The organism is Gemmatimonadota bacterium, assembly GCA_026387915.1.
GTDB lineage: Bacteria > Gemmatimonadota > Gemmatimonadetes > Gemmatimonadales > Gemmatimonadaceae > Fen-1231.
In genome coordinates, this window is the sequence record JAPLKS010000009.1 from 294,433 (window position 1) to 307,536 (window position 13,104).

The 13,104-nt window shown below is 64.0% G+C and carries 12 protein-coding genes; 8 read left to right on the forward strand and 4 right to left on the reverse strand.

What is annotated here, in order from left to right; genetic code table 11:
- Together NTZ43_05500 and NTZ43_05505 are read left to right on the forward strand one after the other, a co-directional pair.
- Window positions 1–732, forward strand: a complete 732-nt coding sequence (locus NTZ43_05500; protein ID MCX5766662.1) for a glycosyltransferase — start codon at window positions 1–3, stop codon at window positions 730–732.
- Window positions 733–760: 28 nt separating this feature from the next.
- A complete protein-coding gene (locus NTZ43_05505; GenBank protein MCX5766663.1) occupies window positions 761–1,591 on the forward strand; it encodes a ChbG/HpnK family deacetylase in 831 nt (276 codons plus the stop codon).
- Here NTZ43_05505 and NTZ43_05510 read toward each other — a convergent pair.
- The gene (locus NTZ43_05510) at window positions 1,511–2,761 is read right to left on the reverse strand and encodes a glycosyltransferase family 87 protein (GenBank protein ID MCX5766664.1); all 1,251 of its coding nucleotides are present in this window, start codon (window positions 2,759–2,761) and stop codon (window positions 1,511–1,513) included. The two genes, NTZ43_05505 and NTZ43_05510, sit on opposite strands and share 81 nt — an antisense overlap.
- An 86-nt stretch (window positions 2,762–2,847) precedes the next feature.
- Window positions 2,848–3,051 (reverse strand): hypothetical protein, encoded by a 204-nt coding sequence (locus tag NTZ43_05515; protein ID MCX5766665.1) that lies wholly within the window; start codon window positions 3,049–3,051, stop codon window positions 2,848–2,850.
- Between the two features lie 303 nt (window positions 3,052–3,354).
- On the opposite strand from NTZ43_05515, the gene NTZ43_05520 reads away from it, so the two are divergent.
- The 4 genes from NTZ43_05520 (at window position 3,355) to NTZ43_05535 (ending at window position 8,247) form a co-directional block, all read left to right on the forward strand.
- Window positions 3,355–4,248 (forward strand): DUF4239 domain-containing protein, encoded by an 894-nt coding sequence (locus NTZ43_05520; GenBank protein ID MCX5766666.1) that lies wholly within the window; start codon window positions 3,355–3,357, stop codon window positions 4,246–4,248.
- Between the two features lie 27 nt (window positions 4,249–4,275).
- Window positions 4,276–5,583, forward strand: coding sequence for an amidohydrolase family protein (locus tag NTZ43_05525; protein ID MCX5766667.1), 1,308 nt, complete (start codon window positions 4,276–4,278; stop codon window positions 5,581–5,583).
- Window positions 5,584–5,701: 118 nt separating this feature from the next.
- Window positions 5,702–6,355, forward strand: coding sequence for a DUF305 domain-containing protein (locus NTZ43_05530; protein ID MCX5766668.1), 654 nt, complete (start codon window positions 5,702–5,704; stop codon window positions 6,353–6,355).
- A gap of 8 nt (window positions 6,356–6,363) precedes the next feature.
- Window positions 6,364–8,247 (forward strand): hypothetical protein, encoded by a 1,884-nt coding sequence (locus NTZ43_05535; GenBank protein MCX5766669.1) that lies wholly within the window; start codon window positions 6,364–6,366, stop codon window positions 8,245–8,247.
- Between the two features lie 118 nt (window positions 8,248–8,365).
- On the opposite strand, the gene NTZ43_05540 is transcribed toward NTZ43_05535, so the two are convergent.
- Complete coding sequence (locus NTZ43_05540; GenBank protein ID MCX5766670.1) at window positions 8,366–11,476, reverse strand: hypothetical protein; 3,111 nt, start codon at window positions 11,474–11,476, stop codon at window positions 8,366–8,368.
- A 132-nt stretch (window positions 11,477–11,608) separates the two neighbouring features.
- Between NTZ43_05540 and NTZ43_05545 the strand changes: the two genes are divergently transcribed.
- Entirely contained in the window at window positions 11,609–12,064 is a 456-nt protein-coding gene (locus NTZ43_05545; protein ID MCX5766671.1) for an FKBP-type peptidyl-prolyl cis-trans isomerase, read from the forward strand.
- A gap of 103 nt (window positions 12,065–12,167) precedes the next feature.
- Here NTZ43_05545 and NTZ43_05550 read toward each other — a convergent pair whose 3' ends face one another.
- On the reverse strand, window positions 12,168–12,539 hold the full coding sequence (locus NTZ43_05550; protein MCX5766672.1) for a DoxX family protein: 372 nt from the start codon (window positions 12,537–12,539) through the stop codon (window positions 12,168–12,170).
- A 59-nt stretch (window positions 12,540–12,598) separates the two neighbouring features.
- Between NTZ43_05550 and NTZ43_05555 the strand changes: the two genes are divergently transcribed.
- Window positions 12,599–12,943: a DoxX family protein gene (locus NTZ43_05555; GenBank protein ID MCX5766673.1), complete on the forward strand. Its 345-nt coding sequence runs from the start codon at window positions 12,599–12,601 to the stop codon at window positions 12,941–12,943.
- The last annotated feature ends 161 nt before the right edge of the window (window positions 12,944–13,104 follow it).

The window sequence follows — 13,104 nt, forward strand, 5'->3', positions numbered from 1 at the left end:
TTGAGCCTCATCGTCCCCTGCTACAACGGGGAGGACCGCCTGCCCGCGGCCCTCGCCCAGCTTGGGGCGTTCCTCGCGGAGCAGCCGTATACCTCCGAGCTGATCCTCGTGGATGACCACAGCCGCGAGCCCACGGCGGCGCTGTTGCGCGCCTTTGCGTCCACGCGGCCGAATGTCTCCGTCATTCGCAACGAGCAGAACAGCGGCAAGGGGGTCAGCGTCGGCCGCGGGATGCTGGCGGCCCGCGGCGCCTTCCGCGTGTTCACCGACGCCGATCTCGCCTACCCGCCGTCGGAGGTCAACAAGATTTTGCGCGACCTCGAGGCCGGCGCGGATGTGGCGATTGCCTGCCGCGTGTTGCCCGAATCGCGCTACATGATGAGCCCGAGCTTCTTCCATTACCTGTACACGCGCCACGTGATGAGCCGCGTGTTCAACGCCATGGCGCGGGCGGTGCTCCTCCGCGACGTGCTCGACACGCAGGCCGGACTCAAGGGTTTCACTGCCGCTGCGGCCGAGGCGGTGTTTCCGCGCCTGACAATTCCCCGCTTTGGGTTTGACGTGGAAGCGCTCTTTGTGGCGCAGAAGAAGGGCTACCGTGTGCAGCAGACCGCGGTGTTTTTCCGCTACGACGAAGAACCCACCACCGTGAGCTTTGCGCAGAGCGCCTTCACGATGGCGGGCGAACTATTGCAGGTACGCCTGAATCACTGGCGGGGGAAGTACGACTGAGCCGTCGGGCGGCCTCCGCCGCCTGATCGTGACCGCCGACGACCTGGGATTCACGCCGTCGGTGACGGCGGGCATTCTGGAGGCACATCACGCTGGTTCGGTCACTGCGACCTCCATGATGGTGCACCAGCCGGGGTGGGACGACGCCGTGCGCACGGCGCGGGCAGCCCCAACGCTCGACGTTGGGTTGCACTTCAACGTGCTTGTCGGTGCACCGATGACCAAGGCGACGTCGCTTACCGACACGCGCACGGGCACCTTCCTTCCCCTCCGGAGCCTCGTGATGCGTGCGCTCGCCGGGCGCATTGATGCGGCCGAAGTGGAAGCGGAGTGCACCGCGCAGTTTGCCGCGCTCGTGGCGGCCGGCATCCATCCCACGCATATGGATTCGCACCGGCACACGCACGCCTTGCCCGTCTTTCGCGGCGCGGTGAGCCGTGTGGCCGTTGCGCACGGGGTGTGGCAGCGCCGTCCCCTGGAGTCGCCGGCGCTCTTTGCCGTCGATGCCGCAGCGCAACTGCACCGCGCCGTAATCCGCGCGGCGTGGACGGTGAGCGGAGCGGGCGCGCGCGAGGTGCGGCACACCGATCATTTTGCCGGCATCGCGCTGCAGGGCGGAACACACTTTGACGCGCGTCTGGACGTCTTGCTCGAGCATCTGCGGCCGGGCGTCACGGAACTCATGGTGCATCCTGGGCGCGTGGATGATGCCCTGCGCGCCCTCGACGGCTACACCTGGCAGCGCGAGCGCGAACTCGCCGCGCTCACCTCACGTCCGCTACGCGACCGCCTTGCCCGTGGCGCTACCAGCATCACCAATCCCGTGACGCTCATCGGATTCCGCGCGCTCACCGCGTGAATCCGTAACAAGGCCGAGCAGTTCGGCCTGCATCACGAGCCAGAGCGGAATGAGAGGCACCGTCTTGAGCAGGTAGTGCACGTAGTAGGCCTTGTACCACGCGCGCGGCATCAAGTCGGTGGAGCCGAGGTTGACCACCACAAAGGCGAAGACCATGAGCGCGGTACGCCACCCCGCGCGCGGCATCACGGCAAACCAGAGCGACACTCCAATCATCGCAATCACGAACGACGGTGATTCGGCTTGATGATTGAACAGCACACAGAAAACGAGGATGGACGCCAAGAACTGCGTGCGAAAGGCCACGTCCGCATAGCGCCGCCGTTGAACCGCGAGCGGCAGCAGGAGAATGGAGATGCCCGCGAGTTGCGTGGGCCAGTGCGGCCAGTCCACGCCCCACCAGACGCGGAACTGCCCCATCAGGCCAGCGTAGAGGTCTGCACCGCCCGTGCCGTAGCGTGCGAGCGGCACGGCATCGCGCGACTCAATGGCGAACCACGAGTGGTATTGCATGGCCAGCGCGTCCGGCGTGGTGACGAGCAATGGCAACGCCACCCCGATGAGCGCCACGGCGGCGGCCACAAAGCCGAAGCGCACTTTGCGCGGATAAAAGATGGCGCCGGCGAGCGCCGCAATCGGAAAGAGCTTCACAAAGAACCCAACGGCGATCGCGGCGGACGCACTCCACTGCTCGCGACGCTCATACGCGCTCCACGCCACAATCATAAGGCCCGCACAGAGCGCGTTGGTCTGCCCGCGTTGCAGATCGCCCACCACGGCGAGCCAGGCCAGTGCAAGCGCCATCACGGCCTGCCGGCGCGGGAGGAGCCGCGTGAGTCCGGCCCACACGGCCAAGGCGCAAATGCTGGAATAGCAGAGGTACCCGACAACGCGCGGCAAGGCTGCAAACGGGGTAAAGAGCAGTGCAAACGTGGGGCTGTATTTAAAAAAGTCGGCGTGCTGGTCTGGGTACGCCGCATAGAGATCCTGCGCCGACCGCAGATGCTGCGCCGCAAAAGCGAAGATCGTGAAGTTGTTCTCGGACGACATCAGCGTGCGCTGCAGCGCCACCACCACGGCACTCGCGAGGTACAGCACCAGCAGCCATCGCGTGGGATGGCGCGGTGTTGCCGCGCTGGGCGCGGACGTCGGAGGAACGGCTTCTGTCATGAAATCAAAGTTCGCCGACGCCTCTCAGAAATGAAAGCGGCGCACCGTGGAGGGTGCGCCGCACAGCGATCAAGGGCCTTGCCGCCTTACGCGGCGGCGGGATGCGTCCCACGGCCGACTGGCCGATCGAGGTACACCGTCTCGCGCCCTGGCCCGAGCGGCTCTGAGGCCACGGGGCGCCGAATCAGCCCGATCAGTCGGCCGCCGTCAAACACGGGGAGTGCTTCGTTTGTGGTGGTGTGCATTTCGGGTTCCAGCTCCATCACGGTCATTGTCGGTTCCATGGTCATAGTCCTTCCCTCCGGGGGGCTTCCCTTCACCTAGTAAGACACGCCGAGTGGGCCAAAGGTTTCACCGGTGATAGTCCTCGCGATCACAGACCAGGAAACCCCTCCAGGCGGCGCGGCGTCACCTCATAAAAATGACTGGGCGGCTGCGCTCAGCCATCGTTCTGCCGTCACAGCACCGATACGACTGGGTAACGCCGAGAGGCTAGGTACGGTACATTCGTCAGCCTCAACACTCGTTCAGCTATCTCCGATTCCGCACGCGCGCGCCCTCGGCGTCCCCCCACCCGAACCACGAGAGCCAGCATGACGAAGACCTTACTGACGGTGTACTTCTGGCTGTACGAACAGGACGCGTGGGCGTTCGCCCTGCTCACGGTGGCCGCCTGGTCTGCGCTGTCCGCGGGCGGCGTGCTGCTGACGCGTCGTCTCGCTGCTCGGTTATGGGGCGCCGGCGAAAACAGAAACGAACTCGTCGGCTTCTTCTTGAGCGCCATCGGCGTCTTTTACGGAATTTCCCTCGGCTTGATCGCCGTCGGCGCGTGGGAGCACTACACCACCATCCAGACCCGTGTCGCCGAGGAAGCCGCGACCATCGCGACGCTGAAGGCTGACTTCCTCTCGTTTCCGTCGCCGCTCAAGGAACAGCTCGCCGACAATATCGAGGACTACCTCGACTTCGTCGTCGACTGCGCATGGCCCGCGCAGTCCCATGGGGAGGAACCCAAAGGCGACGGCACCATCATCATCAAGCCCATGCGAGAAGGGCTCAACAACTTCGAGCCGAAAACCAACGGACAGGCCAATCTGCAAGCGGAGGCCATGCGCCGCTTCAACGACCTCCTGCACTTGCGACGCCTCCGCATTGAGAGCGTCACCCACAAGATGGATCCGACGATCTGGGTGGTGGTGCTCTTCGGCGGAGTCCTGAACATCTTCGTGACGTGGTTGTTCCTGATCAAGCCGACCCGGACGCACGTGGTGCTCAACGGCCTCATCGGGATGATGATCGGATTACTCATTTTTCTGATTGCCGCCATGGACCAGCCGTTCCGCGGCAAGATGGGAGTGAGTCCGCAGTCGTTCGTCGCCTTACACAAGAAGCATGATGCCAACGCGCAGCAGGACGAACATCTGAAGAAGGCGTGCCAGGAGAGCTTGGCCACCGCACTACCGCTCGCAAAGCCGTCTGCCAACTAGACACCGCTCAACCGGAAAGGAGTTTCGATGATGCCCGTCGGCCACTACCTCAGTACCGTTCTCCCCGCACGTCGGTTCGGCGCCACAATGGCCCTCGTGGCCTTGGCTGCGGCCCTCGGTTGCTCGGGAGGCGCCGGCGACGCGAATGGGATCGACCCACAACTCGCCCGTGAAATCGCCGCCATCAAGGCGATTGATAACCACGCCCACCCGGTGCGGCCAACCGCGGCGGACGAAGCGCCCGACATGGAGTTCGACGCGCTCCCCGTGGACAACCTTGAGCCGCAGTCGGACCCGCTCCGGCAGCGAGCGAAATCGCCGATTGTCGCCGCGGCGCACACCGAGCTGTTCGGCACCGACAAAGCAGCCGTGGTCAAGGCACACGCCTCGGACTACGCCACGTTTATGCTCGACAAAATGGGCATCGAGACCATGCTCTCGAACCGCGTGGCCATGGGCCCGGGACTCCCGTCTGATCGTTTTCTCTGGGTGCCCTTTGCCGACGCGTTGATGTATCCGCTCAACAACGCGGCGCTCATCACCACCCCCGATCAAAAATCATTCTTCCCGCTCGAGGACAAACTGCTCAAGCGGTACTACGCCGAGAGCGGCGTCGCGGCTAAGCCGGCGACCCTCGGCGAGTACCTCGAGAAAGTGGTGCGAGGCACGCTCGAGCGGCACAAGAAGGGCGGCGCCCTCGCCGAGAAGTTTGAGATGGCGTATTTGCGCACGTTGGCCGTGGGCAACCCAACGCGGGCACAGGCCGAGCGTGGCTACGCGGGGAGTGCCGCCGATTATACGGCGCTCCAAGATTATATCTTCCGCTTCATCATCACGGAATGCGGCCGGCTTGGGATGGCGGTGCACATTCACGTCGCGCACGGCGGTGGTGGATACTTCAATGTGTCGTGGGCGAATCCCCTGCTCCTCGAGCCCCTGCTCAACGACCCGACGCTCCGGAAGACGAATTTTGTGATGATCCACGGCGGCTGGCCGTACACGCACGAAATCACGCCGCTGCTCACAAAACCCAATGCGTATGTCGACTATTCCGAACAAACGGCCTTCAACGCGCCGCACGACGTCGCTGAAGTTTTGCGGTCGTGGCTGGCCTACGAACCAGAGAAAGTGCTGTTCGCGACCGATGCGTACCCGGAGTCGGCGGAGCTCGGCTGGGAAGAAATGGGGATGTACGCCGCCAACGTCGGGCGCGAATCGCTCGTGCGCGCCCTCACCAGCATGATGCGCGATGGCGAGATCACACACGAACGTGCGCTGGAGCTCGCCACGATGGTGTTGCGGGATAACGCGCGAAAGTTGTACGGGCTGAAGTAGCCGCCTCCCGTCCAACGCTAGGTGGTATCGCGAACCCCCCGTCTGAGTTACACTCCCTTGCCACCCTTGGGGCTGGCACCGATTTCCGTTCCGCACCATCTCACGGGGGGACCCCGCGATGTATAGGCACTCAGTTCGATTCAGCTCGTTGGTGTATATCGCCACCGCACTCTGCGTCACGACGCTGGGCGTTGCGCCGCGCGGCGCGGGAGCGCAACCGGCCGCCACGAAGGCGAACGCGAAGAAAGACTACACCGCCGCCGACGTTGCCTTTATGCAGGGCATGATCGGTCATCACGCGCAGGCCGTGGTGATGGGGAAAATGGCGGTATCGCACGGCGCGAACGCGAACGTGGCGAATTTCTGCAAGAAGGTGATCATCTCACAGCGCGACGAGATCGAACTGATGCAGACGTGGCTCACGGATCGCGGCCAGCACGCGCCCGAGGCGGCCACGACACCAATGGCGGGGCACGATATGTCCGGCATGAACATGGCAGACCACGCCATGATGCCTGGGATGCTCACCCCCGCGCAGATGCAGCAGCTCGAGAAAGCAAAGGGCAAAGAGTGGGACCGTTTGTTCCTGACCTTCATGATCCAGCATCACGAAGGCGCGTTGGTGATGGTGAAGACGCTGTTCGATTCGCCCGCAGGTGGACAGGGTCCGGAGATCTTCGGCTATGCGACAGGGGTCGATAATGACCAGCGCGGCGAGATCGAGCGGATGCAGAAGATGTTGGTCACTCTCAAGGAGAAGAACGCAAAATGAGGAGCTCGATGCGAACGTCCCGTGGTATAGCGCTGCTTGCAGCCGGCATGGTGGCAGCGGCCAGTTCGGCGCAGGCCCAGTCGGTGAAGCCCATGACACCCCCGGTGGCGGCCAAGGCGGCCTCGACCACCGATCCGCGTGTCGGCCTCAAGGGTGGTCTGTACGACGCCGCGTCCGCAGCAAAGGGGTTGAAGCTTCTCTCCACCACGCCGAAGTCCGCAAAGCTCGACGGCGACGGCGGCGCGCGTGGGTTGACCTTCGCGAACTCCGACCTCGCCTTCAAGGCTCCGTACGTGTATCAGGGAAACTTCAGCGGGTTCCAGATCTGGAACATGGCGAACCCGTCGAAGCCGGTGCTCACCTCGGTCGAAGTGTGCGCCACGGGTCAGGGCGATCCCTCGGTGTGGGGCAACCTGCTCTTCATCTCGTCGGAGAGCACGGGCGACCGTACCGATTGCGGCACGCAAGGCGTGACGGATCGCATCAGCATGGATCGCATGGTCGGCGTTCGTATTTATGACATTTCCGATCCGGCGCACCCCAAGAAGGTGAAGGACGTCCAGACCTGCCGCGGCTCGCACACCCACACGGTGGTGCCCGACCCGAAGGACAAGGGCGTGGTCTACATCTACGTGAGCGGTTCGGCTGGCGTGCGTCCGGAAGAAGAACTCGCCGGCTGCAAGGACCTCCCCGCCGAAGACGTGAATGGCGCGCGCTTCCGTATTGAAATCATCAAGGTGGAGATCGCCCATCCGGAGAACGCGAAGGTCGTGAGCTTTGGCCGCATTCTCGACGGCCTCGCTCCCGTGACACAGCATGGCCAGGCTCCGGCGGACATCGCCGAAGCAAAGGCCGCAGCCGCCGCAGCCGCCGCAGCCGCCGCGAACCCGGAAGCCGCCGCTGGTCGTGGTGGTAGAGGTGGTCGTGGTGGGCGCGGTGGTCCGGAAGCAGCCCCAACCGGGCCGAACCAGTGCCACGACGTCACGCTGTACCCCGAGATGGGTGTCGGCGCCGGCGCATGCGGTGGATACGGCGTCCTCATCGACATCAAGGATCCGCTCAACCCCAAGCGTCTGCAGGCGGTGGGTGACACGAACTTCGCCTTCTGGCATTCGGCGACGTTCAACAATGACGCGAGCAAGTTGCTCTTTACGGACGAATGGGGCGGCGGTACGAGCCCGAAGTGCCGTTCGGATGATCCCATCGAATGGGGCGCCGACGCGGTGTTCACCGTCAAGGGCAGCAATATGACGCAGGGCGCCTTCTTCAAGATGGCCGCCTCGCAGACCAAGACCGAGAACTGCGTGGCGCACAACGGCTCGCTCATTCCCGTGCCAGGGCGCGACATCATGGGGCAAGGGTGGTATCAGGGCGGTCTGAACTTGGTCGACTTCACCGACGCCGCGCACCCGTTCGAAATTGCGTACTTCGACCGTGGACCGGTTGATGTGAACAAGCTGACCACCGCGGGATACTGGGGCGCCTACTACTACAACGGCCTGCTCTACGGTTCCGAGATCGCGCGTGGCATCGATGTTTTTGAACTGACGCCGACCGATTGGCTCTCGCAGAACGAAATCGATGCGGCCAAGCTGGTGAAGTTTGTGCAGTTCAATCCGCAGATGCAGCCGAAGGCCACGTGGCCCGCGGCCTTCCCGGTCGTGCGCTCGTACGTGGATCAGCTCGTGCGCGGCTCGGGCATCGCGGCGGCCCGCAGCACAGAAATCAATGCGGCGATCGATGCTGCGGAGAAGGCCACGGGCGCGGCCCGTAAGACTGCGCTCGAAAAGCTTGCCGGCGATCTCGCGAAGGACGCGACGACTGCCAAGGACGGTGCCCGTGTAAAGCTGTTGATTGGCGCCGTGAAGAATCTGGCGAACGCGACGAAGTAAGTCTCGTTCACCGAGCAGTGCAAAGGGGCTGGACTCGGCGACGAGTCCAGCCCCTTTCTGCCGTGAATAGCAAAAGGGCGCCTCCCAAGCAGAAGCGCCCTTTTGCTATTCGCGCGATTTACTTCTGCTTCTTTGCCGTTGCCGCGGGGGCAACGTCCTTCTCGATCTTGGCCAACTCGGCCTTTGCCTCAGCGAGCGTCGCTTTCATCGCACCCGTGGGCGCAGACATCGTGCCGGTCCGCGCGCCTGACATCGTGTAGACCCCCTGCAATCCGCTGAGTCGCTGGCGAACGGCCTGCGGGCCACCGCGGCCACCGCCGCCGCCACCACCACCGCCGCCGGCCCGGCCGCCACCCACCAACCGTGTCTCGATGGCCTGCAGACGCGTGACCTCCTCGCCACTGGCAGCCGTGCGCTTCGCAGCGACTTTCGCCGCCAGCGAATCGGTCTTCGCCTGAAGCTGCGCAACCTCCACCACGAACGCTTCGCGCGCGGTGTGCTGCGCTAGCGTCTGCGGCGCCACCGGATCGGCGCGCACAACAAAAGTGCGCGACTCCACGGCCACACCGTCCACTTCGAGCGTCACCTTGAACGTGCCCGGCGCAACCTGCGCACCGCGCGTGGCGATTTCGTGAGCGGGCACCGGCAGCTGGATGACCCCGGGCTTCTGCGACCCTGGGCCACCGCGACCGCCGCCTTCCTCTCCACCGCCACCGCCGCCTCCACCACCCCGCCCTGTGCTCGGCGGCGGCGCAAAGCGCAGATCCCATTGCACGCGCTGGATCACGCCGGCGGCAGTGGATCCGGTCAACTCGCGCACCGACTTGCCGGCGGCGTTCGTCACGAGGAGGCGAACCTTCTGCGCTGACTGACCAAGGTGATAGGTGAACGCCGCGCCCTCGGCGGGGTTCTCACCGGTGTAGAAATAGTGATCCATGTTGGAAATGTCTTCCCAATACAGCATCAACGTCGCGCGCGGCACCGTAAACAAGTGCGCACGCTTGGCCGCGACTGCCGGCGCGTATTCGGCAATCGCCGAGGCATCATCGAGCACCCAGATGCTACGGCCGTGCGTGCCGAGCACGAGATCTTTGGTGCGCGGCTGAATGACGATGTCGTCATAGCGCGTCGTCGGCAGATTCGCCGCGAGTTTATTCCAGTGCGCGCCGCTGTCGTGCGTCACGAACAGCGAGCGCTCCGTGCCCGCGAACAACACGTTTGCCTTGCCCGGGTACTCGGCGAGCCCGCGGATGGTCGCGTCTTCGTTCGGGAGTCCAGAGGCCACGGCCGTCCACGTCTTGCCGAAGTCCGTGGTGCGGAACAAATACGGCGCAAAATCGCCGTCACGGTGCGCGTCAAACGAGACGTAGGCGGTGCCGCGTGACGAGGCCGACGCCACAATGTCTCCCACAAAAGTGCCGCTCGTTACACCACGAATATTCCCGCTCACTTCCTTCCAGGTGGCGCCGCCGTCGGTTGTGACTTGCACGTTGCCGTCGTCGGTACCCACCCAGAGGATTTTTGGATCGATCGGCGATTCTGCGAAATTCGAGATCTCGCTAATCGCATCACCGTCGTTGCGCGACAGTTTGATGTCGCGGTTCACCACGCCCATCATCACGAGGGTGTCGCGATTGATCTGCCGCGTGAGGTCGGGGCTCCGTGTCCAGGTGGAGCCGTAGTCCTTGGAGGTGAACAACCGATTGCCGCCGAGGTAGACGGTACCTGCGGTGTGACGCGACGCCATCACTGGCGCGTCCCAGTCGAAGCGGTAGGGCGGCTCGCCAGCAGGCGCGCGCGGCGTAATGCCGAGGATGTCGCCGGTGAGTGGGTCCACGAGCGAGAGGCTCCCGCCGCTCGAGGATGAATAGACTTTGCGCCAATCTTTTTTATCGACCGCCTTCCCTGTGCCGTCGCTGTACCCAATCTCTGCCCAATCTTGGTTCAGAATACCAAGCCAGTGGCGCGTGGCGCTCGGGCCCATAAACGAGTGGTTGTCCTGAAAGCCCGCGTAAATCCAATAGGGATCGCGATCATCCACGGCAATGCGGTAGATCTGCCCCACCGGAATGTTGTTCATGCGCATGTACGTCTTGCCCATGTCCCAGCTCTGGTGCAGGCCGCCGTCGCCTACGACGTAGATGTGCGCGGAGTTCGCCGGATCCACACGCAGCACGTGGTGGTCGGTCTTGAGGCCGAGGTCGTACGCGGGCGACGTCGGCTCCTCTTCAAATGTGGCGCCGCCGTCTTCGCTCTTTACGACGTAAGTGCCGGGCAACCAGATGCGTTTGTCGTTGTTCGGGTCGATGGTAGGCTTGCTGTAATACATCGGCCGTTCATTCTGCGCGCTCATCCGCTTCCACGTCGCGCCCGCATCTTCGGTGCGGTACGTACCGCCCGCGCCGGAGTGCTCGATGGTCGCAATCAGCACGTCGGGCTTGGAGTGCGCGATGGCGAGACCAATGCGCCCCTTATCTCCCTTGGGGATTCCGTTCTCCAGCTTCTGCCACGTCGCGCCGGCATCGGAGCTCTTGTAGATGTTGCTCCCCGGTCCGCCGCCGTTGAAGCCATACGCTTTGCGCAGTCGCTGATAGGTGGCGGCGTACAGCACCGACGGATTGCGCGGATCCATCACAAGGTCGGTGGCTCCCGTCAGCGAGTCCACATACAGCACCTTGGTCCAGCTGCGGCCCGCGTCGCTGGTCTTGAAGACGCCGCGATCCGTGGTGCCTTTCCACAGATTTCCGACCGCGGCGACGTACGCAATGTTCGGGTCCGTCGGATGCGTGACGACGCGCGAGATCGAACGCGTATCGTGCAGTCCGAGGTAGCTCCACGTGTCGCCGCCATTGGTGGAGCGGTAGACGCCGCCGCCCCACGATGAACTTTGCCGATTGTTTTGTTCACCGGTGCCGGCCCAGACGATCTTCGAGTCACCCTCGAAAATGGCGAGCGCACCAAAGGTATTGTCGGGCTGCCCAACGAAGCTGTCCTTCCAGGTGAGTCCGTTGTTAGTGGACTTCCAGACGCCGCCCGACGCCGCGCCGACGTACAACACGGCCGGGTTCTTGGGATCGATTTGCAGATCGTGAATGCGGCCGCCCGTGGCGGCGGGGCCGATCTCGCGAAAGTGCAGCGCGTCGAAGGGGCCACTCGCGCTCTGTGCGCGCGCCAACGACGACAGTGAGGCCGAGGCCACGAGGACGGCGAGGCAAAGGACGCGACGCACGATAGGAATCTCCCGCTGGTGAGGACAGCCGTGAATCAAAACACTGACTCTTGAATATGGTGTGGCGCGGCGTGCAGTGCCGCGTCATACTTCCGCATGCGTCTACTACGAGCAACCGTCAGGAGCGTCAGCGTGCGACTGCGATTCATTTCGCTTGGGGTGCTGGTGGTCGGAGTCGCCTGCGCTGGCGGTCCGCCGCCCGCCAGCGGCGACATTCCGGCCAACGCCATCGCGCCCTCGCTCGGCGTGAACCTCGCCGAGTATACGCGCACCCCCGAAGGATTGATGTACAAAGATGTCGCCATCGGCACGGGCGCTGCGGTCGATTCGCGCAGCAAGGTGACCGTCGCCTACCGTTTGCTCCTCGCCAACGGCATTCAGGTGGACAGCTCGGCCCGACTCACATTCAAGCTGGGGGCCGGCAATGTCATCAAGGGCTGGCAGATCGGGCTGATGGGCATGCGCGAGGGTGGTGCGCGGATTCTCGTGATCCCTTCGCACCTTGGCTATGGCTGGAAAGAAGTCGGGTCGATTCCGCCGTATTCGACGCTGCTCTTTCGGGTGCAGCTCATTGAGGTCGCGCCGTAGCAGCGTCCCCGGGAGGGCGCAGGCCATCCGTGTGCACGGCTCCTACAGCACCAAGTCCCGCGAGCGAAACCACGCGCGGGTTGGCGCCGCGTGGCCAAGCCCCTCAGCCGATTGACCCGCCGAGCATCGTCGCCACAAGCAGGAGCATCCCCAACGCGGGGAATGACTTCCGGAGCGGGTCGCGAATCTTGATGTGCATCGCCAGCGCACCGAGCATCAGCGCGCCAAGGAGCGACGCGGCAGGAATGACGACGATTGGGAACCAGAGTCCCGCAAGCAGGGCGACAGCGGCGCCGATCTTCAGCGTGCCGATCAGATACACAAACCACTGCGGCAGACCGTAGGCGGCGAACTCCTCGAGCATCGTCTGGGCGGTGCCCCCGCGATACGAGGTGCTGCGACCGAATCGCAGAATCCAGACGTTCAGGAGACCAACGGCCGCGATCACCTGACATATGGCTATGATGTTATGCATACCGCTCCGATCCGACGTCCGTGAACGCGCGCGAGAAGCCACCTCCTCACTATACCACAATGATGCCGCTCCAATGGATGACGTTGATACCGCGCGGCATCTCGGCGATCGCGTTCGCCTGGTACGGAGTGACGCTGCTCGGGAAGCAGACGATGGTGCCAGAGTTTGAGAACTACGGAATGGCGCGATTGCGAACCCTCACCGGCGTGCTGCAGCTGGCGGGGAGCGCCGGTCTGGTGCTGGGAGGCTGGTACCGCCCGCTGCTCCTCCTGTCCGCCGCCGGACTGGCGCTCATGATGGTGGTCGCCGTCATGGTACGCGTCCGCTGCGGCGACAAGATAGCGGCCATGGTTCCCGCGGCCGCGTTGTGTGCGCTCAATAGCTACATCGTGGTGACGGCCTGATCGCCAGGGACCGTCGACGTCATCACCGAGATGGCAGCAGGCGGTCGCAAACGGTCGCGATGCAAGAGAGGCGCGGCAACGAGATCGTTGCCGCGCCTCTCTCCCACGGACGGGGTGAGATTCGAACTCACGGTACGCTTTCACGTACACACACTTTCCAG